This is a genomic window from Pseudomonas sp. R1-1, assembly GCF_051132135.1.
Taxonomy (GTDB): Bacteria; Pseudomonadota; Gammaproteobacteria; order Pseudomonadales; family Pseudomonadaceae; genus Aquipseudomonas.
In genome coordinates this window covers 4,547,163-4,568,064 of record NZ_CP071663.1, presented here as the reverse complement: position 1 = coordinate 4,568,064, position 20,902 = coordinate 4,547,163, and the positions used below count along the sequence as shown (strand labels likewise).

Here is a 20,902-nt window from a genome sequence, read left to right as displayed (position 1 = left end):
GAAGACCTAATACGTCGTCGTATCAATCACTGAGATCGTATTGCTAATCTGGTTGGTAACATAAATACGGGTACCGTCCGGGCTGACGGCAACCCCAGTCGGGTAACCCCCGACCGGGATATTCGTCAGCACTCGGTTCGTCACCGTATCGATCACCGAAACTTTGTTAAGTTCGTGGTGGTTGCTATAAAGACGAGTACCGTCGGGGCTGATAGCGATCGACCCCGAATAACTCCCTACCGAGATGTTCGTCAATACCAGGTGTGTCGCCGTATCAATCACCGTGACCGTTTGGCGGTAGCCGCCGACATAAACGCGAGTACCGTCCGGGCTGCCAGCAATATTATACGGTCTGAGCTCGACCGGGATGTATGTCAGAACAAGGTTCGTCGCCGTATCAATCACCGAGACCGTGTGGCTATCATAGTTGCAAACATAAGCGCGGGTACCGTCCGGGCTGACGACAATCCCCTTCGGATTGTTTCCGACCGAGATGTTCGCCAGGACAAGGTTCGTTGCGGTATCGATCACCGATATTGTTTTGTTACCGAAATTGCCGCAATAAGCGCGTGTACCATCCGGACTTACGGCCATACTCGACGGATCAGTCCCGACATTGATATCCGTCAGGACCTGGTTCGTCGCCGTATCAATCACCAAAACCCTGTTTTCCCTAATGATGCAGAGATAAGCACGGGTACCGTCCGGGCTGACGACAATCCCCCTCGGAGTTTCCCCGGCCGGGATGTTCGTCAGGATTTGGTTCGTCGCCGTATCAATCACCGAAACCTTGGCTTCCCTGCCGATGCAAACATAAAGGCGGGTACCGTCCGGACTGACTGCGATGCCGCCCGGGGAGTCCCCGACCGGGATACTACCGACCGGCCCCGGGCCCTTGACAGTTACGGTTGCATTGGCGGTCTGACTATCACTGCTGGCAATAAGATTGTAAGAGCCGGCGTTGAGAGCGCCTTTTACGCCGCTGACGCTGACTTTGCCGGCACTGTCGGTAATCAATTCGCGCTGACCGCTGCCGCCATCGGCGTACTTGAAGTCAGGCGGGAGTGTCAAATTGAGATGCCCCTCGGGAACAGGCGTGTTGCTGCTGGTATTGAGGAGTATTTCAATGTCTTTGAGCCGGCCAGCAGGCGCAATGGTATAAGGCGCATTGGTGAAGCTTGGCAGGCCAAATTTTTTCGTGCTGATCGTATAGGCTCGCACCGGGAAGATAATTGCAGTATCCATATTATTGGTTTTATCCAATGACGCTTTGAAGAGCACCTTCAATTCGCTTCCATGCGCTAAATCTTTCAGATAGCTATAAGGCGCAGTAACCGTGTAATACCTCTGATCCAGCCATGTTTGATGCACGGCATGCTTGTCTCCCGTGAGCAGGGCGCAGTCATGTGAGGCACCGTCGGCTTTCTTGCCTTGCAGCGTTAATTCGACAGGTTGACCAATAGCGCCGAGGGGCCAGATGTTGGTGCGAATCGAGGCGCCGTCGACTAATGCAGTAATCTCCAGCTCCGGTCCCTCTCCATTGTTCGGTGCCTCGGTGATCCAGGATTTTTCCAGCGCACTTTCCGGCATCGGCGACACTGTGACAGTGCGGGGAGGAGAGGGGGCCGGTTCATTGTTGCCCCGTATCACGATGTAGCTCATTGTCACCGTTTTACCGAGGTTGAAGGCCACCAGTGAATTGGGCAGAACTATGTCTTTGTTCGTTTGTGTAGTGACTGCGACAGGGCCGACGGTTTCACTGCCTTCACCGGGTACACCAGCCCAGGTTACGCTGACTTGGGTGCCGATCATGTTTGGATAAGCTGGTATCACCGCAGTCAACGTGTCTCTGGCGGCAATCGGCTCAAGGATATTATTTGGCGCTTCTTTGATACTTGGAGGTATTAGATTTTCCTTCCCTGCGACTTTGATCATCCACGCCTCGGTCTCCGGCATTGCGCCGTAATTGCCCTTCAACGTATAGCTGTGATCACCTATGGACTGCTCATCCAGCGTGTGCTCCCAAGCGCCATTCGCATCGACGGTGATGATTCCAACCGGCGTCGTGTTGTCCCGCAGTTCTACCGTCAACCCTGCGCTGGCCTTGCCTTGGAATTTGAATGAGGTTTCGGTGGTACTGCTGCCGCTCGGAATTTCGGTGCCGCCGATTGTGCCGGTTACCGAATCAATCGTCGGCGGATCCAGCACCACCGGCTCACCAATCACAAACTCCAGCACATTCGACTGACTCGTCGTATTACTCGCCGCGCGCAAAATCTTGTAACTCACCTGTACAGTTTTCCCGCGATGCGCTTCGATGTGCTGCGCCACAAACTCGGCATTCAGCGTGAACACCACGTCCTTGTCCTTGGACAGCGCATTGAGTTTCTTGAAATCGCTGACCGGTTGCTGGTCTTCGACGACCCAGAAAAACGTCACGACGTCATCGGTCTGTGTGGGTACGGCAATCGGCCGTGGAGCGGTGATTTTGCCGGTGCCGCCGGGCAGGTCGGCGGGGTCGAGGGCGCCGTCCTGTTCGCCGAAGACGATGGGTTTGACCAGTTCACGTTGCGGTTCGCCGACGTTCAGCAGCGGGGCGTGCAGGGAAGGGCGGCGGGTGACCGTGCCGTTTTCATCGGTCAGCAGGTTGTACGATAGATCCAGCGTGCCGCCTTCCAGGGTTTTGCCGTGTTTGCCTTCGACGGTGATGATGAAACCGTTGGGGTCATTGGCCTCGTCTTCGCTGGGGAAATACCACTCCAGTTCCGGGTCGTAGGTGGTCAGGTCAGGCCGGGTGCCGAACCATTTGAGTTCGATGGCGTTCTCTGGGGTGATCAACGGATCGTAAGGGATGCGAATGCGGTATTCGGCCAGGTCGGGGTCAACCGCCCCACCGACGTTGTCGAGGGCGATGGGCGCGGCCAGGCGGGTCGGTTCGCCGATCACGCTGTAGGCGCGTGACTTGGACTGATAATTCTCGATCGGGACACCCGCGCGCAGCACCTGATAGGAATACACGGCCGTGCGTTTGGCCAGGGCGCGCAGGGCGCTGTTGCTGTGCGCGACGGTGACCCGCACCGGTGGTGCGGTTTGAATGCGCTGGGTCACGGTCGCGGAGATTTCCTTGCCCTCAAGGGTGGTGCCGGTGACAAGGACGACGATGTCGTCGTTTTGTTTGAAGATATTCACATCATCCGCCCAGACCTCCACCTGCGGTAGTTCGTCGCCCAAGTCTTCCAGATCCACGATGAGACCATCGGCCTGCTTGAGGATGGGCGCGCCGAGACGCAGATTCTGGGTATCGACGGCGATGGACACGGCCTCGCACCAGTCCTCGGACTCGTTGTACACGCGGTCGCGGATCTTGTAGCTGACCGACACGCCTGCGGAATCACCGGCCAATTCGATTGTTTTGCCGTCAACATGGATTCTGATCGGATGCGCATCCGGGTCATCGATCTGTTCCTGGGTGACCGGCGTTGACTCAACCGTTTTCCCGGCCCACGCCACGGTGATCACATCACCAACAGCCGCGAAGGGGTAAGGTCTATGGCGGTCGGGTTTGGGCGCAACGATGACGTGTACGCCTTTGTCGAGGTGTTCAGGCCCTACACCGGTTGTGAGGATATCCAGCGGATCGAAGGTCATGGCCAATTCTGAATGGCCATAGTCCGGATTGGTGTCCTGACCACCGGGCAGCTCGAGTTTGACGAAAAGCTTGAGCACCGGCCCGGGTTCGTCAGCCTGACTGATGCGCTTCACACTGTAGGACAGTTCCCACTCACCGGTCAGCAAACGCTGCGGCGGGACAAACACGGTGACGCGCTCGCCGATCTCGATGTCCTCGGCGATAAACTTTTGATCGACCATCATTTTGTTCAGCAACAACTTACAGTTGTCGCCCTTGCTCATGCTGGACCAGGCCGGAATCTGAATCTTCAGGCCCCGGTCGGGAAAGTTGAGCTGCGCGGCGGCGAGGTTGATGCCCCAGAAACCGCCCTCGAGCAAGCGACCGCCGCTGATTTCCGGCTCGAGCAGAGCCAGTGTGGAGATTCTTTTGCGCGGTTGAGTGAGCATGCGGGGGCACTCCTGCCGGGTGTGGGGCGGTGGAGTGATTAGGACGCGGAATGGTGAAAAGCGCACCTGTCAGATCTGACAGGTGCATGAGAAAATCGGATAAACGGTGCGGGCTGCACATCTTGAAATCGTATTCATTGACTCCGTTTTCTTGCTCACACTACGTCCGACGCTCGCATCCGTCGCCCCTCTGCCTGCCATGCAGTCAAGTCAGGTTCGCATCAAAACGCCGATGCAACCCACGCGACCGTTCATATTCGAACCCCACACCACTCCGTCACTGGGTCGAATCAACCAGTTCCTTCCTATCGGAGCTCGATCAGAGGTCCAATGATAATCATTGGCGTAGCCACCGGGGTCGCCGTTGTAAGCTGCACGCAGGGTGTGGTAGTCATTGAGGGTCGGCCATTTTCCCCCAGCATTATTGACTGTTGCTGACATGGTCGCCTCGTTATGGCGCCCGCTCCCATAACTGGCGATGTACCAGACGTTTTGAACAGAGACAGAATACGCGGCTGTGCTCCCCCTGCTATCTGTCACAATAACTCGGGCCCCGCCGTTGCGTACGCCAATAACCCGCCCATTTGAGGCGTCGACCTGAAGGTATCCCGCATTATCAGTGCTGTAACGATAAGGAGGTATACCGCCGCTTGCGGCGCGAACCAATGAAGCCCCGGCGGGCGGGTGGGTCACGGGCCGATTGGCGTGTCTGACCATATAGCCACCTAAATAGGCAGCGGAGGTATCAATGGATAACGGTGGAACAAGATCTCTACGGAATTTTCGGGTTGTGGATGGTTGATCCGTTGACACTGCTTTTACGTAAACCGTGTGTTCTCCTGGCTCAATAGCAAGGCTGGCTGTCCATACGCCGTTCTGGTTTGTACGCACCTCCTGTTTACCGATGTCATTGTCATAGACTCGTACGCCATATAACGCTGTGAATGAGCCCGTGAGTGTGACCGAGCTGTCGTAGGTTCTGCCTCCGTCCGCCAGTTCACCTGCCGAGTGCCTGATTGACGTCAGCGTTATTGCGTCGTGCGCCTTGATAGTGAAGTTGTGTGCGGGTGACTCCAATTGATCGCCATACATCGCGCGAGCTTTGAGAGCATACGTTGTGCCCGTCAGATCCTGCAGCGTAGTCCTGCCGGCTCCATCAGCATCGAGAGCGATGGCAGTACCAATCGTGTTCATTCCGTTGTACAGCTGGACAGACTGATTCGGATCCGCTGAGACGGCCACCTCTATTTCTGTATCGTAGGTCGTACCGTTGTTGGCAACAGGCCCGAGTGAGTCGTTGACCTCGGTGATGCTGGGTCGGGTGGCGATACCAATCGTGAATGTTCTGGGATGGCTGGTCGCCGGGTCGGCGTCGTACAAGGCCTCGACCGTTATGCGCTGCATACCCTCGATCAGAGCAACGGTCGTTAATTCCCAAGTACCAGCTGCGACGACGTCCACGGTATCTTGTAATGCATCATTGATTTTGACGTTGACTTTTTCGCCCCGAGTAGCAGTGCCCTGGATCGTCACACGTTTGTCGTAGGTCACGGTTGCTTCCAGGATTTCCTTGCCTTGCGGGTCTTTCACACTGGTGATGACCGGCGTTACATAGTCATAGCGGGTGCGAATCGTCAAAGGAAGGCTCGGAAATTCGACCGAAGCATCTTCGCTGCCATTGAAGATGACCGAGCATGTCACCGTCATTGGTGAGCTGTGCTTTAACTCAAGCAGATCTGCCCTGAACAGCGGTTCATCCAGCCCAGTCATGGCCTGCTCTTCGCTGATATGAGTGTTGAAAACCTGGATTATGTGAGTGTCATCCGTATTGGTACGGCCTACGACATTCAGCTCGACCAATTGCCCTTTGGCAATAAAGGGCCAAGTTTTGACCACGACCCTGGCATCGCCACTGAACTCCATCAAGTCCACGACGGCATTGACCGCTTGCGGAACTTCGGGTGTAGGCAGATCTTTTTCCGGATTTTTGAAACCAGCAACATTCAGGACCAGTTCTTCGGACTGCGTCCATATCTTGTGACGTTGCACGGCGTACTTCACCGATACAGTGCCCAGGATGTTGGCGCCCACCACAGAGGGCGGCAGATGGAAAGTTACAGGTCCGGTGGTCTGGCCAGGCTCTTCGAGATCATCGGATGTCCCGGGGCCTGGCGTACCTGTCCATAGCAGTCGTAATACATCCAGCCTCTCATCCATGGTGTCGTAGTCGCATTCGATATCGACACCATTGAGCGTCTCCATCGGATCGAGGATCTCGCCGGAAGCCTGAATCACTTTTGGCGGAGGCAATCGGCCCAGCGGCACCCCGACAATGACCCGGAAGGGTAGCGAATAACTGTACTTTCCTGTCGCGCTGTGCAGCAGGGTATAAATTACCGTCACGGGGAAGCCGATGTTTGTAGTGACGTAGTGCGCATCCACCCGAAACCGCACTGTCTTATCGATCGTCAACTGGGTGATCGGCACGCTTCCCATCGTTGAGTCGTACGCCGTGACACCCAACCAGTGATACGTCAGCGTATCGCCCTTGACCCAATTCACTGGTTTGACCAGTACATGTGCCTGGGTATAAACCAGCGTTGGATCGATGACTCCTTCCACGGCTTCTTCAACATCAGGCGCTGGCAGTGTGGCGGGCAGGGCGCGTACTTCGACGCGCAGATAATCCGACTTGCTGAGCCCGTAGTCGGAAGGGTCTTCGTTGTATACGCAGTAATAAAGTTTGAGGCTGCCGTTATTCAACCGCAGGATGTGCTCGTTCATTACATACAGGTAAGTGAAGCCCGCTTGTTGATCATTGCTACTGATGTCATACGGCTCTTCATAGCAATAAGGTGTTCCGTCTGATTCGGTGCCCTGCCAGATCATGTTGACCGTGTCGCCAACTTTGAGACTCGGATAGGCGATCCTGACGCTGGCTGTTTTACTGTCAGCGGGCAAAATAGCGCCCACCACTTCATCAATGGTCGGTGCGGGCAGTTGCGCCGGATCGCCTATGACGTGGGCAAACGTCCGCTTGGAAAAGAGTGATGGGCTGCCGTCTTTTTTGCGCAATTCGTAGGAGCCGTCCAGCGAACCTTTTGCGAACAGGCTTACGAAAACGAAAGGAATCGGGAACTCATGAATGTATGGCGGGTTACCAACGATGACTTCCTCGGATAATGTTCGCGGGGCCGTACCCACGCCGCCGATTCCTGTGACTTTGATGACGAGGGTGTCACCGGCGGAGAACCCTTCGTTCGTCTCGACCTTGATCAGCAGTGGGGTTGCCTGATGGTCCAGCTCCTCAAGATGCAATTCACCATTGATGGCGTCCTGAAAAATCGGCGCGCCCAGGCGAACAGCGCCGGAATCTACGGAAACCGTGGTCGGCTTTGACCAGTCTTCGCTGAAGTTCCACACCTCGTCATGAACTTCGTATTTGATCACCAGCGCAGCGTTATCCCCGGCAGTCTTGATGTCGTTGGGTGTTGCGGTGATCACGATATCTTGCGTGCCGTCAGCTTCGGCTTGTGTCACTACATGCGGAGGTAGCAGGAAGATCCCCCCCCACCGCACCCAGATGACATCATTCACTCGAATGTCACGGTAGTGCTTGATGTTCATGGGCACGCCTTTATCGGCCCATGGCGCGGTGACGCCATTGTCGATGACATCCTGGGGCAGACCCACCATGTCCAGATGCGAATGCCAAGGCAGGTGTTGAGACTCGTCGTCGCCGGCAGGCCTGTTGAGCTTGATCAGCAGCGTCAATACCGTTGACGGCTCGTCGGGCGACGACTCGCCTGCTCGCGTCACTTGATAATGGCAGGTGGCAAAACCAGGGACAATTTCAGTGTTCGGCAAGTAGAAGAACAACCGGTTGTTCACCTGTTCGGCTTTTACCTCGATGTTGTGAATGACTTTGTCGTTCCAGAACACGTCGATCTTGTCGTCTGTCCCCATGCCGAGATAAGGATCGATCAGTGAAAAGATACCTGCCTCGTCTTCTTCAAACGTCTGGAGGTTGATGCCGCCGTCGCCATCTTCGACGGGTTGGGTCATCCCGGCAAAATACACCGGATAAAGTTGCAAGGGCGCGACGTCTGAAGCGTGGCGCACAGGAAACAGGAAGAGTCTGAAAGAGGTCATGAGGCATGCCGCCTGAGCATGGAAACGGGTGCTTCCGTTTTATGCTCATTCATTGTTCATCGGCACTGTCAGATCTTACAGGTCGCAGGCTGTTTCCGACGAATGGTGGAGGCTGCTCTTAAGGACGCCTCAGCGCTTGCGCAGGGTTTTCTGCCGCAAAATATAAACCGTCACCAGCACCGCACTGGTCAACATGAACCCGCGCGCCCATACCAGCGGCACCAGATAACACGAGAACAAAATGCTCACCCACATCAGCCCGATCGCGTAGACCTTGGCCTTGAGCGGAATACCGTTGCCGTCGAGATAATCGCGAATCCATGGCCCGAGCCGTGGGTGCTCGACCAGCCATTGATAGAAACGTGGGGAGCTGCGCGCAAAGCAGGCCGCGGCGAGCAGGAGGAAAGGGGTGGTGGGCAGGACCGGCAGGAAGATGCCGATCACCCCCAATGCCACGCTGAGCCAGCCAACGGCCAGCAGGATGTAGCGCAACATCAGGGAGCGGTTGCCTATGGGGTTGTCCATAGGCCGGATCTTAGTGGTGACGAGGCTTGAGGATCGCCGGTTTTTCGTCGGGCGCGTGGCACAGCAGGTACAGCGCGGTCAGGGCTTCCGGGATCTGCACGATCATGTCGTCCATCAGGTTGGCGTCCTTGGCGATGTCTTCGAACTCGGGCTGTTCGTCGAACAGGCCGGAACCAACCATGATCGGCAGGAGCATTTCGCTGACTTCTTCTTCGGCGGTTTCGAACCAGGCGGCTTCACGCAGGAACACGCCTTCCATGAAGCCGATGCACCAGCCGCGCAGTTCGGAATCGTCCGGGTCGTCGCCCAGGTCCAGTTCGCAAGGCAGTTCGAATTCTTCATCGGACGCCAGTTGACGGGCGATGTGGGCCTTGAGGCCGATCAGCGTGGCTTCGATCTCTTCGCGCTGGGCTTCGCTGCTGTAGTGCGGCTCCTCAGCGAACAGGGCGTCGATCCATTCACGCTCCGGCACGTCTTCGGAGCAGATCGACAGCGCGGTCAGGTAACCGTGGGCGGCGACGTAATCCAGCGCCTCGTCGTGCAGCTCGTCGGCGTCGAGGAAGACTTGCAGGCGGGTCAGTTGCTCAGCGAAGGACATTACGGGGCTACCTTGGAGAATAAACAATGCGGGAATTCTAGGCCTTCTTGCGCGCTCAAGCCAGCCGCCTGGCAGATTTGCCGCAAGCAACACAAATCCCTGTAGGAGTGAGCCTGCTCGCGATAGCGGTGTATCAGTCACATTATTGCCGGATGTGCCGCCGTCATCGCGAGCAGGCTCACTCCTACAGGATTCATGTATGGCTGAATGGGCAGTGTCTTATCAGCGGCACCCTGCGCACGAAAGGCCTCGGGTATACTGCCGCGTTTTGCGCTCCCTGCCCGCATCGTGCTGGTCATGCAACGGCTGCTTACCTTTTGTTTAAGCGGCTGCGGCTGTTCTGAACCAGCCTGAGCAGGGATGTACCGGTAGATTTTTGGAGTTTTTATGCTCGAACAGGCTCAACGCGTTCTCAAGGACATCTTCGGCTACGACAGTTTCCGTGGCCGTCAGGGTGCAATCATTGAGCGTGTGGCCAGCGGCGGTGATGCGCTGGTGCTGATGCCTACCGGTGGCGGCAAATCCCTGTGTTTTCAGGTCCCGGCGCTGTTGCGCGACGGCCTGGCGGTGGTGGTGTCGCCGCTGATCGCGTTGATGGACGATCAGGTTGCCACCCTCGAAGAACTCGGTGTCGCTGCCGCTGCGTTGAATTCCACGTTGAGCGCCGAGCAGCAACGCGATCTTGCCGCGCGGATCAAGCGCGGCGAAGTGAAGATGCTCTATCTGGCGCCCGAGCGCCTGGTCCAGCCGCGCATGCTGGCGTTCCTGCAAAGCCTGGACATTGCCCTGTTCGCCATCGACGAAGCGCATTGCGTGTCGCAGTGGGGCCACGATTTCCGTCGCGAATACCTGCAACTCGGCCAATTGGCAGAACTGTTTCCCAACGTTCCGCGCATCGCCCTCACGGCCACCGCCGACAAGCGCACCCGCGAAGAGATTGTCGATCGCCTGCACCTGCAGAACGCCGAGCGCTTCCTGTCAAGCTTCGACCGCCCGAACATCTTCTACCGCATCGTGCCCAAGGAGCAGCCGCGCAAGCAATTGCTGGCGTTCCTCGCCGAACGGCGCAGCGATGCCGGTATCGTCTATTGCCTGTCACGCAAGAAAGTCGAGGAGGTTGCCGCGTTCCTCAGCGAGCAAGGCTTCCCGGCGCTGCCGTATCACGCCGGTCTGCCCAATGATCTGCGCGCCTATCACCAGAAGCGCTTCCTCAACGAGGAAGGCCTGATCATGGTTGCCACGGTGGCGTTCGGCATGGGCATCGACAAGCCCAACGTGCGTTTCGTTGCGCACCTTGACCTGCCGAAATCCCTTGAGGCCTATTACCAGGAAACCGGTCGCGGCGGCCGTGACGGTCTGCCGGCGGATGCGTGGATGGCCTACGGTCTGCAAGACGTGGTGATGCTCAAACAACTGCTGCAGAACTCCGAAGGCGACGAGCGCCACAAGCGTCTGGAGCAGCACAAGCTCGACGCCATGCTCTCGCTGTGCGAAGAAACCCGCTGCCGCCGTCAGACCCTGCTGGCCTACTTCGACGAAGACATGCCCGAGCCGTGCGGCCATTGCGACAACTGCGTCGATGGTGTGCAGACCTGGGACGCCACCGAGCCGGCGCGTCAGGCGTTGTCGGCAATTTTCCGCACTGGTCAGCGCTACGGCGTCGGGCATCTGGTCGATGTGCTGTTGGGCAAGGACAACGAGAAAGTCCGCAGCTTCGGGCATCAGCATCTGTCGGTGTACGGCGTCGGCAAGGCCCTGAGCGAGAGCGATTGGCGCTCGCTGTACCGCCAGTTGGTGGCACGCGGTCTGGCGGATGTCGATCATGAAGGGTATGGCGGTCTGCGCTTGAACGACAGTTGCCGGCCGTTGCTCAAGGGCGAAGTGACGCTGGAGCTGCGTCGCGATCTCAAACCGCAAGCCACCGCCAAAACCGCCAGCAAGAGCCCGGCCAGCCAACTGGTGCGTGGCGAAGAGCGCGAACAGTGGGAAGCCCTGCGCGCACTGCGGCGCAAACTGGCCGAAGAGCATGGCGTGCCGCCGTACGTCATCTTCCCCGATTCGACCCTGCTGGAAATGCTCCGCAGCCAGCCGACCTCGCTGGCGGAAATGGCCCGGGTCAGCGGCGTCGGCGCGCGCAAGCTGGAACGCTACGGCGATGCCTTCCTCGAAGTGCTTGGCGGCGAGGCCGAAGCGCCGAAACCGGTCGCCGATTTACGCCACGAACTGATCACTCTGGCCCGCGCCGGCATGACGCCGCTGCAGATTGCCGGGCAGTTGCAGTGCTCGGAGAAGAACGTCTACACGATGCTCGCCGAAGCGATCGGCAAGCAGCAGCTATCACTGGAGCAGGCGCTGGATTTGCCTGAAGAATTGATGGGCGAGGTGCAGGACGCATTTCTTGACGGGGAGGGCGAATTGCCGTCGGTTGCCGAGGTGGCTGAGTTGTTTGCCGGGCGGGTGCCGGAAGGTGTGTTGTATTGCGTGCGGGCGGCGTTGCAGTCTGAATTTGAGATGTAATCAGGCCGTCCCCTCATCGGGGCTTTTTGATCTTCAAGCAGTTGTAACGATTCAGTACAGACCGCCACTTGCCTATAACTGCCGCCCATGCTTAGCTGACTAATAATTAGATTTTCCGTATTTTCAGTCTATCCGTGAGTGTTTTATGCCGTTAACCGATCAACACCGCTTTGGCATGCAACTGGCCCATATGTCCCGTGGCTGGCGTGCCGAACTTGACCGTCGACTGGCCGGGCTGGGGCTGTCCCAGGCGCGCTGGCTGGTGCTGCTGCACCTGGCACGGTTCGAAGAAGCGCCGACCCAACGTGAGCTGGCGCAGAGCGTCGGCGTCGAGGGTCCGACTCTGGCGCGCTTGCTCGATAGTCTGGAAACCCAGGGCCTGGTGCAACGTCAATCGGTGATGGAAGACCGCCGGGCGAAAAAAATCGTCCTCTGCGCACCGGCCCTGCCGTTGATCGAACAAATCGAAACCATTGCCACGCAACTGCGACGCGAGTTGTTCGATGGCGTCGACGAGGCGGATCTGAAGGTGTGCATGCGCGTCCACGCGCACATTCTGGGTAACCTGGAAAAGTCTTGAGGCACATCCACCTGCCGATTCTTGGAGAGATTGCGCTGAGCCGACTATAAGAACTACTGGGCAATATCGTGTTCGTACCGGATGTGCGAACGCATAGAAGTCGGTTTTGCTTATTTAAGGGATGCTCATGCTCGCAAGTCGGCACGTGGTACTGCGCAGTGGCGCCAAATGGCTGCTGGTCGCTGGCGTATTCAGTTATTCGGCCTGGTCGATGGCCTTGGGGCTGGGTGACATCACCGTTCATTCAGCCCTCAATCAGCCGCTCAAGGCCGACATTGCCCTGGTGGATGTCGGCGGGCTGACGCAAAACGATCTGGCGGTCAGCCTGGCCACCGCGGATGAATTCGCTCAGGCCGAGGTCGAGCGAGTGTTCTTTCTCAATGACCTCAAGTTCATTCCGATCCTGCGTGGCCAGCGCCAGATGATCCGGGTGACGTCGAGCAAGCCGGTCAACGAACCCTTTCTGAATTTCCTCGTGCAGCTCAATCAGCCCAATGGGCGTTTGCTGCGTGAATACACCGTGCTGATCGACCCACCGGGTACGCCGGGTATCGTGCCGGCGACCGATGAGCCGGACCCCCGGGCTCAATCCTCGGCATTTCCCACCGTTGAGCCCGTCACCCCGGCGCAGGCCGCTCAGGGCAAGCGTGAAACAGCGCCTGCGGCAACGCCCGCACCGGTCGACGACACCCAGGAGCAATTGGCCGCCAGCGAGTTGCTGAACCAGCAGTTGCAGAAAACCGTCGACGCATTGAACGCGAAGGTGCAGGCGCAGGATGTGCAGATTGCTGACGGCAAGAAGCAGATCACTGACCTGCAGACGCGGTTGGCCGAGCTGCAAAAAGCCCCGCCACCCACTATTGTCGTGCCCACTGCCGCACCAGTGGTCACACCGGTCGAGCCGGCCGAAGACGGATTGAACTGGCCCTTGCTCGGCGCTCTGGTGCTGTTGCTCGGCGCTTTGGCGGCGCTGTTCGTGCGCAAGCATCGTCGACAGCGGCTACGAGACGGCGAACCGCTGCCGCAGATGGCACCCCTTGCCGAGCCGCCGGCCGACGCGATGGACACTGCCGAGCCTGTCGCAACCCAAGTCAGTGCCGACAACCGCGAAGAGCCGACAGCCGGGGATGTCATGGAAGCGGTGGGCATCTACCTCGCCTATGGTCGGCTCAACGAAGCGGCGGGGCTTTTGCGTGATGCCTTGCACAAGGAGCCTGAACGCCTCGACCTCGGCCTGCAATTGCTCGAAGTGCTCGGGCGTCAGGGCGACAGCGCCGCGTATGAGCAGCAGGAAAATCACCTGCGCGAACGCGGCATGGACGAGCAGCCGTTACGGGAAACGCGCGCCCGCCATCCGAAACTGGCCGGCACCGCGCCGCTGGCGCCTGCATTGTCGACTGTCGCGGCCGCGCCTGTGCTAGCCGCACAACCGCCGGCCGAGCATGACTTCGAACCGAAGCTGGGCGAATTGTCGATGGAGTCCAGTTGGGACCTTGAAGACACCCGCCAGGCACCGTCAATCGAGAACTCCGACCTCGGCGCCGGCCTGGAAGTACTGCCTCAGGATTTCGAGCTGCCCGAACCGACGACCGGGGAAGAAGCGGAGCTTGAGTGGATTCCCGAACCGGATGCGCAGCCGCTGGACGATGACTTTCTCAATGAGTTCGCTGATCCGAAGCCTTCGATAGTGCTCGAACCGCTGGATCTGCAGGCGCCTGAACCTGGTGCCTCGCAGAAGCTGGAGCAGGCGCAAACCTGCATCGACGACGGCGACATCGACAGTGCAATCGCACTGCTCAATGAATTGCTCAAAGAGGGCGATGAACCGCTGAAGCAAACGGCGCGCACGTTGTTGGCCGGGATTCGCTGATCCTGAACGATGTGCGGTGCGGCTGGCTCCGTCATCGCGAGCAGGCTCACTCTCCTACATTTGGAATGCATTCCCCTGTAGGAGTGAGCCTGCTCGCGATAGCGGTTTATCAGACGAAACCTTCAGAACGTCTGCCCCAGATTCAAATACACCGCCTGTTCATCCGCATCATTCAAGCCATAACTGAAATTCAATGGCCCCAGCGGCGTATCAAAACCGATGAACACGCTGGCGGCGTTGATGTAACCGCTGTCGAATTCGTTGTCGTTGTTCCACGCCCGGCCGCGTTCCAGCGAGGCGCCGGCGTACAGTGGGAAGTCCAGCGGCAGATAGGCGCGAGGCGTCAGGCGACGGTAGAACACCGCGCGCATCAGGCTGATGTTCTGCCCGGAAATCGCATCTTCACGGAAACCCGACAACTGCCGCGCACCGCCAAGCAGAAAGCTCGACGTCACCACATTGGCGTCGTTGAGCGTGCGTCCGTAGCGCCCGCCGAGGATCAGCGTGTCCGGGCCATGGCTCATGGCTTTGTCGATCTTGAAGTCCCACTGCCGATAACGCGTATCTGAACCGAGCCCCGGCTCGTACTGCACCAGGGTCAGGCTGATGTCCTTGCCCTCATGCGGGAAGTAAACGTTATCCAGCGAATCGTAGGAATATTTCAGCGCATAGAAACCTTCGTTGAAGTTCTCGCTCGGCAGATCCTGATCACCAATTCGCACATCGGCTTTGCCCCAGGCTTCGCCTACGCCGAAGCGCACTTCGCCGTTGTTGCCGATCTGGCGACCGAAGTTAAGGCCGAAACCGTAGCGCTCGACGCGATATTGCGCGATCGGGTCGTTATCCAGCACCGAATCGACGTTCTGCGCTTCGAACGACGCATACGGCGCGACAAAGTAGCGCGAGCCAACGTCCAGCGGTTGATAGAACTCGCTGTACAGCTCCTGTTTATCGCCGATCTGCGCGCGAGTCAGCCATTCCGCGCCGAGGCGGTTGATGCCATTGATGCGGTAGCTGGCGCCTAGGTTGAAAGCACTGTCGCCGCGCATGTCGTCCGACAGGTTGAGGCCGACGCGCAAATAATCGGTACCGCTGCGTTTGCCGCGGGCACTGATGACCAGAGTGTGATCGGCGCCCTTGTGCACCACGCGGTATTGCACCTGTTCGAAATAGTCGAGGCCGTACAGCGTGCCCATGTCCGAGTGCAGACGGCCCAGATCCAGCGGCTCGCCTACGGGTTGGCGGATGTAATAGCGGATCACATCGTCGTCGACTTTCGAGTCGTTCTCGACGCGGATCGCGGTGATGATCGGCGTGCGCTGGCCCGGTGAGCGCGCGGCGTTGAGTTCGGCGTCCTGGGATTGCGTGGGTTTGAGCACGGCGAGGCGCTTGTCGAGAATTCGAGTCGCGCGATAACCGGCGTCGATCATCTCCTGCGTCTTGCCGAAATCGGTCACGCCGTAAGCGGCCAGTGCCGGCTGGATCAGCACGTCCGTAGATTTCAGCGCAGCCAGTTGTTCTTCGGAGTTGCTGCGGGTCATCAGGGTGATCGACTGGTTCAACACGTCGACCACTGTGGTCAGTTGCTTGCGATTGCGCAGCGGCGTACCGATGTCGACCACGATGGCTACGTCAACACCCATTTGCCGCGCGACATCGAGAGGAATGTTGTCGGTCATGCCGCCGTCTACCAGCAGTCGGCCGTCGAGTTCGACCGGGGCGAACACCGCCGGGATCGACATGCTGGCGCGGATCACCTGGGGCAAATGACCTTTGCGAAACACCACTTTTTCACCGTTGGCGATGTCGGTGGCGACGGCGCGGAAGGGAATCGGCAGCTTGTCGAAGTCGCGGGTATCACTGGTATGCGCCAGCAGGCTTTCCAGCAGCAGCGCCAGGTTCTGGCCCTGAATCACCCCCAGCGGCAGGCCGAGGCTGCCGTCGTCGCGGAAGCTGAGTTTCTGTTTGACCAGAAAATCACGGTCGTCCTGTTTGCGCCGGAACGGCACGTCTTCACGCGGTGGCGCGTCGGACAGCGCCGCTTGCCAATCGATGCTCAAGGCGAGTTTTTCCAGCTCATCGACCTTGTAACCCGAGGCGTACAAGCCGCCCACGACGGCGCCCATGCTGGTGCCGGCGATCGCATCGATCTTGATGCCTTGTTCTTCCAAGGCCTTGAGCACGCCGATGTGCGCCAGCCCGCGCGCCGCGCCGCCGGACAGCACCAGACCGATTTTCGGTCGCGGCGCATCGCTGGCGTGAACGAAAAATGGCAGGAAACCAAGCAGCAGGCAGAACAGCAAACGGCGCATTGTGAGTCTCGGGGCAAGCGATAAAGCCGGCTATTATAGCGGCGCCCTCTGTCTCAGGAGTTTCAGCGAACATGACTGTCGCAAAAGCAGAAGTTGTCATCACTTATTGCACGCAATGCCAATGGCTGCTGCGCGCCGCGTGGCTGGCGCAGGAACTGCTCAGCACCTTCGGCGACGACCTCGGCAAAGTGTCGCTGGTGCCGGGTACCGGCGGGATATTCCACATCAGTTGTGATGGCGTGCAGATATGGGAACGCAAGGCTGACGGCGGTTTTCCCGAGGCCAAGGTGCTGAAACAAAGGGTTCGTGACCGAATCGACCCGGAGCGCGACCTCGGCCACAACGACCGCACTCAGTGAGACGCGGCCTCGGCGGCGACGGCTTTCTTCTCGGCATGCCCGGACATCCGCGCTGAGACGACGATGGCGACAATGATCAGTGCGCCGCCAAGTAACATTTTCGGCGTCGGGTTCTCATCGAACAGCAGCCAGGCGATGGTGATGCCGTAGACCGGCTCCATGGCGAACACCACTGCCGCCGTGCGCGCCTTGATCACCGCCAGACTGGCGACGAACAGACTGTGCGCGACCCCGGTGCAGAACACCCCGAGCAGGGCGATCCACAACCAGTCCAGCGCGCGCACTGCGCTCAGTTGCGGCGCCGCGACCGGCAACAGACACAGCGCCACCACGACGTTTTGGCACAACGCCGCCTGCACTGCGGGAATCCGCCCGGAGCTGGCGCGGTTGGTCAGCGACAACAGCGAAAACAGCAGCCCCGACAACACCGACCAGAGCAGACCGATGGTCGCGCCACTGCCCAGGTCAAAGGCCGGCGTGACCAGAATCAGACCAACACTGACCAGCAGCACCAGCAGCATCTCGTTGGCGCGGATGCGTTCGCGAAAGATCAGCCCTTCGAGAATTACCGTGAAGGCCGGAAAACTGGCAAAGCCCAACGTCGCGATGGCCACGCCGGCGACTTTCACCGAGAGGAAAAAACTCACCCAGTGCCCGGCCAGCAATACGCCGCTGAGCGCGAGGCGACGCCAGTCCACGGCCTGGAGTTTTTGCCAGCCGTGCTGACTGGCGAAGCGGGCAAAGAAGGCGAGGGCGAGTACGGCGAACGCGGCGCGACCGAAGACGATCACCGCGGGCGAGGCGGCAGCGAGTTTGCCGAACACACCGGTCAGGCCAAACATCAAAGCGCCGATGTGCAGAGCGCCGAGGGCGGTACGCGGAGTCATTGCAATCCTTTATTCCAAATACGTGGGACTTTGATCGTTCCCACGCTCCGCGTGGGAATGCCTCCAGGGACGCTCTGCGTCCAGTGACGCGGAGCGTCACGGGCTGCATTCCCACGCAGGAGCGTGGGAACGATCAATCATCTACGGCAGCTATTGCATTGAACCGCGGATTGCCCGGCAAGTCTGTCGGCAGGCTAGCGACTTTTGTCGCAGGAATCGCGCCGCAACTGACGCGGAGACGCACCGAACTCACGGAGCACCGCAGCAGAAAACGCACTCTGCGAGGCATAGCCGACGCGGCTGGCGATTTCGCCGATTGGCAGCGCTGTGTCGCGCAATAATTGCACCGCCAGATGCAGGCGCCGACTGCGGATGTAATCCATCGGTGTCTGCCCGCACTCCGCCATGAAGCGTGCGTGCAACCGTGCGCTGGACAACCCGGCGACCCGCGCCAGATCGGCGACTTGCAGCGGATAGGCAGCGTATTGCTCGATGTGCGCATCCAGCGCGGCATAGGGCAGGCGGCGAGCCGCGAGTTCGGCAGGTTGCGCGTGATTCAGGCTGGCCAGCAGCAACACCGCGCCTTGCTGGGCAATCAACGGATCGGCGACCGGGCTGTTTGCCAGCCAACTGACCAACTGGCTTTGCCCCGCATCCAGCGACAACCGCCCCGGCTGATCGAGCAAGCGGCGACTGGCGTCGGCATGCTCACCCAGTGAATCCGTCAGCCACATTCCGTCGGGGACGTCGAGCACCAGACAGCGGCTGCCGCCGGGGCTGCCACAGGCGTGATGGGCGCCGGACGGAATCACCACAAAACTTTGCTGGCGCACCTGGCTGCCACAACCTTCGACCTCGAAATCCAGCGCACCGGACAGCCCGAATACCAATTGCGCGTGGTCGTGGCTGTGCACGATCAGGTCGCGAGTGTAGTGACGCAGGGTGAGGATCGGTCGCATGGCAGGCAGTCTCCGCAGTGGTCGCCAGTCTACACCGACGCCGCAAGGCTGCGTTGTCACAGGACTGACTTGCGCTTGTCATGGTCGATTCACCGGGCCGGTGCACGATGGCGAAAACATCGCAGAGGGTTGCCCATGACCAGCGCCGAGCTCGCCAGACCCAGCCGCAAGCAACGGGTGCGAACCCTGTGGATTTCCGACGTGCACCTGGGCACGCGCGATTGCCAGGCGGAACACTTGTCGAAGTTTCTCAAGGGTTACCACGCCGACAAGATCTACCTGGTCGGCGACATTATCGACGGCTGGAAACTGCGCGGCGGCATGTACTGGCCGCAGGCACACACCAACGTGATCCGCCGCTTGCTGACCATGAGCAAGCGCGGCACCGAAGTGATCTACGTCACCGGTAACCACGACGAATTCCTGCGCCGCTATTCGAAACTGATTCTGGGCAATATCCAGCTGGTCGACGAGGCGGTGCACGTCACCGCCGATGGTCGCCATCTGCTGGTGATCCATGGCGATCAGTTCGATGTGATCACCCGTTATCACCGCTGGCTGGCCTTCCTCGGCGACTCCGCCTACGAGTTCACCCTGACCCTCAATCGCTGGCTCAACCATTGGCGGGCGCGTTATGGCTATGGCTACTGGTCGTTGTCGGCGTACCTGAAACACAAGGTCAAAACCGCGGTGAGTTTCATCAGCGACTTCGAAGAAGCTATCGCCCATGAATGCGTCAAGCGCGAGTTGCATGGTGTGGTCTGCGGGCACATCCACCATGCCGAGATCCGCAAAGTCGGCGAGGTGGATTACCTCAACTGCGGCGACTGGGTGGAATCGTGCACGGCGTTGATCGAGCACTGGGACGGCACGATCGAGCTGTATCGGCTGGCGGATGCGCAGGCGCGCGAGGCGCAGCTCAAGGCTGCCAAGGTCACGGAGCTGGCATAGTTCTCGGCTGGCCGCGCTGGCCTCATCGCGAGCAGGCTCACTCCTACAATTTGAAATGCGTTCCCCTGTAGGAGTGAGCCTGCTCGCGATGAACCGCGCAGCGGTTCCCGAGTCACCATCAGGCTGGGCTGTGTTGCTCCATTGCGGCTTTGTAAATCGAGTTCTTCGGCTGCGCAAACAGCCGCTCCATCATCGGCTCGAAAAAGCTCAACGGCAGCGTGTCATACGCCGGATCGAACGCCGCCGCATCGTATTTGGCGCAGAACTCGGCGGTCGCCTGGAACTGCGGGTGCTCCTTGAATTGCTCGCGCAGGTGCCGATCCATGCCCAGGTGGTGAAAGAAGTAATAGCCCTGAAACACCCCGTGTTTCTCGACCATCCACAGATTTTCGGCGCTGACGAAGGGCTTGAGAATCGCCGCAGCAATGTCCGGGTGGTTGTACGAACCGAGGGTGTCGCCGATGTCGTGCAGCAACGCGCAGACCACATATTCCTCATCGCGGCCATCACGAAACGCACGGGTCGCGGTTTGCAGTGAATGAGTCAGTCGATCCACCGGAAACCCGCCGAAATCACCTTCAAGCAATTTCAGGTGCGTGACGATCCGCGCCGGCAGCTGTCTGGCATAGGCGCTGAAGTCGGCGGCGATGATTGCCCAATCTTCCTCGGTGCCGTCCTTCATATGAGTAAAGCGGGAAGTGGCATTCATGGGCGGACCCTCCTTCAGAACGCTACGCGACCCAGAATCATGTCGCGGTACATGACGAAGTCACCGAACAGGCTGTACAGCGGATGCTGAAAAGTCGCCGGTCGATTCTTTTCAAAGAAGAAATGCCCGACCCAGGCGAAGCTGTAGCCGGCCAGCGGCAAGGCCAGCAACAGCAGCCACGCGCCTTTGGCGATGGTCAGGGCGAGGATGAAAATCACCAGGCTGGTGCCGATGAAGTGCAGGCGCCGGCAGGTGCTGTTGCTGTGCTCGCTGAGGTAATACGGGTAGAACTCAGCGAAGCTGTTGAATTGCTTTACGTTTTCCACGACTGCGATCTCTGTGGTTATTGTTCTGGCGACGAGTTGTGCGGCGGGTAGCCTATTTGAGTCTAGAGTGATCATGGGGG

At 59.0% G+C, this 20,902-nt stretch carries 14 protein-coding genes; 5 read left to right on the top strand and 9 right to left on the bottom strand.

Features of this window, described 5'->3' with window-relative positions; translation table 11 throughout:
- Positions 1 to 6: 6 nt before the first annotated feature.
- From J3P75_RS20460 to J3P75_RS20445, 4 genes are all read right to left on the bottom strand, one after another.
- The gene (locus tag J3P75_RS20460) at positions 7 to 4,077 is read right to left on the bottom strand and encodes a beta-propeller fold lactonase family protein (protein WP_434707965.1); all 4,071 of its coding nucleotides are present in this window, start codon (positions 4,075 to 4,077) and stop codon (positions 7 to 9) included.
- Positions 4,078 to 4,287: 210 nt separating this feature from the next.
- Positions 4,288 to 8,229: an Ig-like domain repeat protein gene (locus tag J3P75_RS20455; RefSeq protein WP_434707964.1), complete on the bottom strand. Its 3,942-nt coding sequence runs from the start codon at positions 8,227 to 8,229 to the stop codon at positions 4,288 to 4,290.
- 129 nt (positions 8,230 to 8,358) lie between these two features.
- Positions 8,359 to 8,754, bottom strand: coding sequence for a YbaN family protein (locus J3P75_RS20450; protein WP_434707963.1), 396 nt, complete (start codon positions 8,752 to 8,754; stop codon positions 8,359 to 8,361).
- Positions 8,755 to 8,764: 10 nt separating this feature from the next.
- A complete protein-coding gene (locus J3P75_RS20445; protein WP_434707962.1) occupies positions 8,765 to 9,352 on the bottom strand; it encodes a UPF0149 family protein in 588 nt (195 codons plus the stop codon).
- A 387-nt stretch (positions 9,353 to 9,739) separates the two neighbouring features.
- Here J3P75_RS20445 and recQ point away from each other — a divergent pair, with 387 nt between their 5' ends.
- From recQ to J3P75_RS20430, 3 genes are all read left to right on the top strand, one after another.
- Entirely contained in the window at positions 9,740 to 11,869 is a 2,130-nt protein-coding gene (gene recQ, locus J3P75_RS20440) for a DNA helicase RecQ (RefSeq protein WP_434707961.1), read from the top strand.
- 145 nt (positions 11,870 to 12,014) lie between these two features.
- A complete protein-coding gene (locus tag J3P75_RS20435; RefSeq protein ID WP_090282294.1) occupies positions 12,015 to 12,449 on the top strand; it encodes a MarR family transcriptional regulator in 435 nt (144 codons plus the stop codon).
- A gap of 127 nt (positions 12,450 to 12,576) precedes the next feature.
- On the top strand, positions 12,577 to 14,319 hold the full coding sequence (locus J3P75_RS20430) for a FimV/HubP family polar landmark protein (RefSeq protein ID WP_434707960.1): 1,743 nt from the start codon (positions 12,577 to 12,579) through the stop codon (positions 14,317 to 14,319).
- Positions 14,320 to 14,441: 122 nt separating this feature from the next.
- Here J3P75_RS20430 and J3P75_RS20425 read toward each other — a convergent pair whose 3' ends face one another.
- Positions 14,442 to 16,631 carry a patatin-like phospholipase family protein gene (locus J3P75_RS20425; RefSeq protein ID WP_434707959.1) on the bottom strand — a complete coding sequence of 730 codons (2,190 nt, stop codon included), beginning with the start codon at positions 16,629 to 16,631 and terminating at the stop codon, positions 14,442 to 14,444.
- 71 nt (positions 16,632 to 16,702) lie between these two features.
- Here J3P75_RS20425 and J3P75_RS20420 point away from each other — a divergent pair, with 71 nt between their 5' ends.
- Positions 16,703 to 16,990, top strand: coding sequence for a SelT/SelW/SelH family protein (locus J3P75_RS20420; protein WP_090282296.1), 288 nt, complete (start codon positions 16,703 to 16,705; stop codon positions 16,988 to 16,990).
- Here the strand turns inward: J3P75_RS20420 and J3P75_RS20415 are convergent.
- Positions 16,984 to 17,877 carry a DMT family transporter gene (locus J3P75_RS20415; RefSeq protein ID WP_434591130.1) on the bottom strand — a complete coding sequence of 298 codons (894 nt, stop codon included), beginning with the start codon at positions 17,875 to 17,877 and terminating at the stop codon, positions 16,984 to 16,986. The two genes, J3P75_RS20420 and J3P75_RS20415, sit on opposite strands and share 7 nt — an antisense overlap.
- A gap of 194 nt (positions 17,878 to 18,071) precedes the next feature.
- Complete coding sequence (locus J3P75_RS20410; protein WP_434707958.1) at positions 18,072 to 18,836, bottom strand: AraC family transcriptional regulator; 765 nt, start codon at positions 18,834 to 18,836, stop codon at positions 18,072 to 18,074.
- A 135-nt stretch (positions 18,837 to 18,971) separates the two neighbouring features.
- Between J3P75_RS20410 and J3P75_RS20405 the strand changes: the two genes are divergently transcribed.
- Positions 18,972 to 19,787, top strand: coding sequence for a UDP-2,3-diacylglucosamine diphosphatase (locus tag J3P75_RS20405; RefSeq protein WP_093103584.1), 816 nt, complete (start codon positions 18,972 to 18,974; stop codon positions 19,785 to 19,787).
- 118 nt (positions 19,788 to 19,905) lie between these two features.
- Here J3P75_RS20405 and J3P75_RS20400 read toward each other — a convergent pair whose 3' ends face one another.
- Positions 19,906 to 20,496: an HD domain-containing protein gene (locus J3P75_RS20400; protein WP_434707957.1), complete on the bottom strand. Its 591-nt coding sequence runs from the start codon at positions 20,494 to 20,496 to the stop codon at positions 19,906 to 19,908.
- Between the two features lie 14 nt (positions 20,497 to 20,510).
- On the bottom strand, positions 20,511 to 20,822 hold the full coding sequence (locus tag J3P75_RS20395) for a DUF962 domain-containing protein (RefSeq protein WP_332762095.1): 312 nt from the start codon (positions 20,820 to 20,822) through the stop codon (positions 20,511 to 20,513).
- Positions 20,823 to 20,902 lie beyond the last annotated feature (80 nt).

Bases quoted from the DNA above. Each gene is read 5' to 3' on its own strand.
- J3P75_RS20405 (WP_093103584.1), top strand. From the start codon at position 18,972: ATGACCAGCGCCGAGCTCGCCAGACCCAGCCGCAAGCAACGGGTGCGA.
- J3P75_RS20455 (WP_434707964.1), bottom strand. From the start codon at position 8,229: ATGACCTCTTTCAGACTCTTCCTGTTTCCTGTGCGCCACGCTTCAGAC.
- J3P75_RS20445 (WP_434707962.1), bottom strand. From the start codon at position 9,352: ATGTCCTTCGCTGAGCAACTGACCCGCCTGCAAGTCTTCCTCGACGCC.
- J3P75_RS20420 (WP_090282296.1), top strand. From the start codon at position 16,703: ATGACTGTCGCAAAAGCAGAAGTTGTCATCACTTATTGCACGCAATGC.
- J3P75_RS20400 (WP_434707957.1), bottom strand. From the start codon at position 20,496: ATGAATGCCACTTCCCGCTTTACTCATATGAAGGACGGCACCGAGGAA.
- J3P75_RS20450 (WP_434707963.1), bottom strand. From the start codon at position 8,754: ATGGACAACCCCATAGGCAACCGCTCCCTGATGTTGCGCTACATCCTG.
- recQ (WP_434707961.1), top strand. From the start codon at position 9,740: ATGCTCGAACAGGCTCAACGCGTTCTCAAGGACATCTTCGGCTACGAC.
- J3P75_RS20415 (WP_434591130.1), bottom strand. From the start codon at position 17,877: ATGACTCCGCGTACCGCCCTCGGCGCTCTGCACATCGGCGCTTTGATG.
- J3P75_RS20430 (WP_434707960.1), top strand. From the start codon at position 12,577: ATGCTCGCAAGTCGGCACGTGGTACTGCGCAGTGGCGCCAAATGGCTG.
- J3P75_RS20435 (WP_090282294.1), top strand. From the start codon at position 12,015: ATGCCGTTAACCGATCAACACCGCTTTGGCATGCAACTGGCCCATATG.
- J3P75_RS20410 (WP_434707958.1), bottom strand. From the start codon at position 18,836: ATGCGACCGATCCTCACCCTGCGTCACTACACTCGCGACCTGATCGTG.
- J3P75_RS20460 (WP_434707965.1), bottom strand. From the start codon at position 4,077: ATGCTCACTCAACCGCGCAAAAGAATCTCCACACTGGCTCTGCTCGAG.
- J3P75_RS20425 (WP_434707959.1), bottom strand. From the start codon at position 16,631: ATGCGCCGTTTGCTGTTCTGCCTGCTGCTTGGTTTCCTGCCATTTTTC.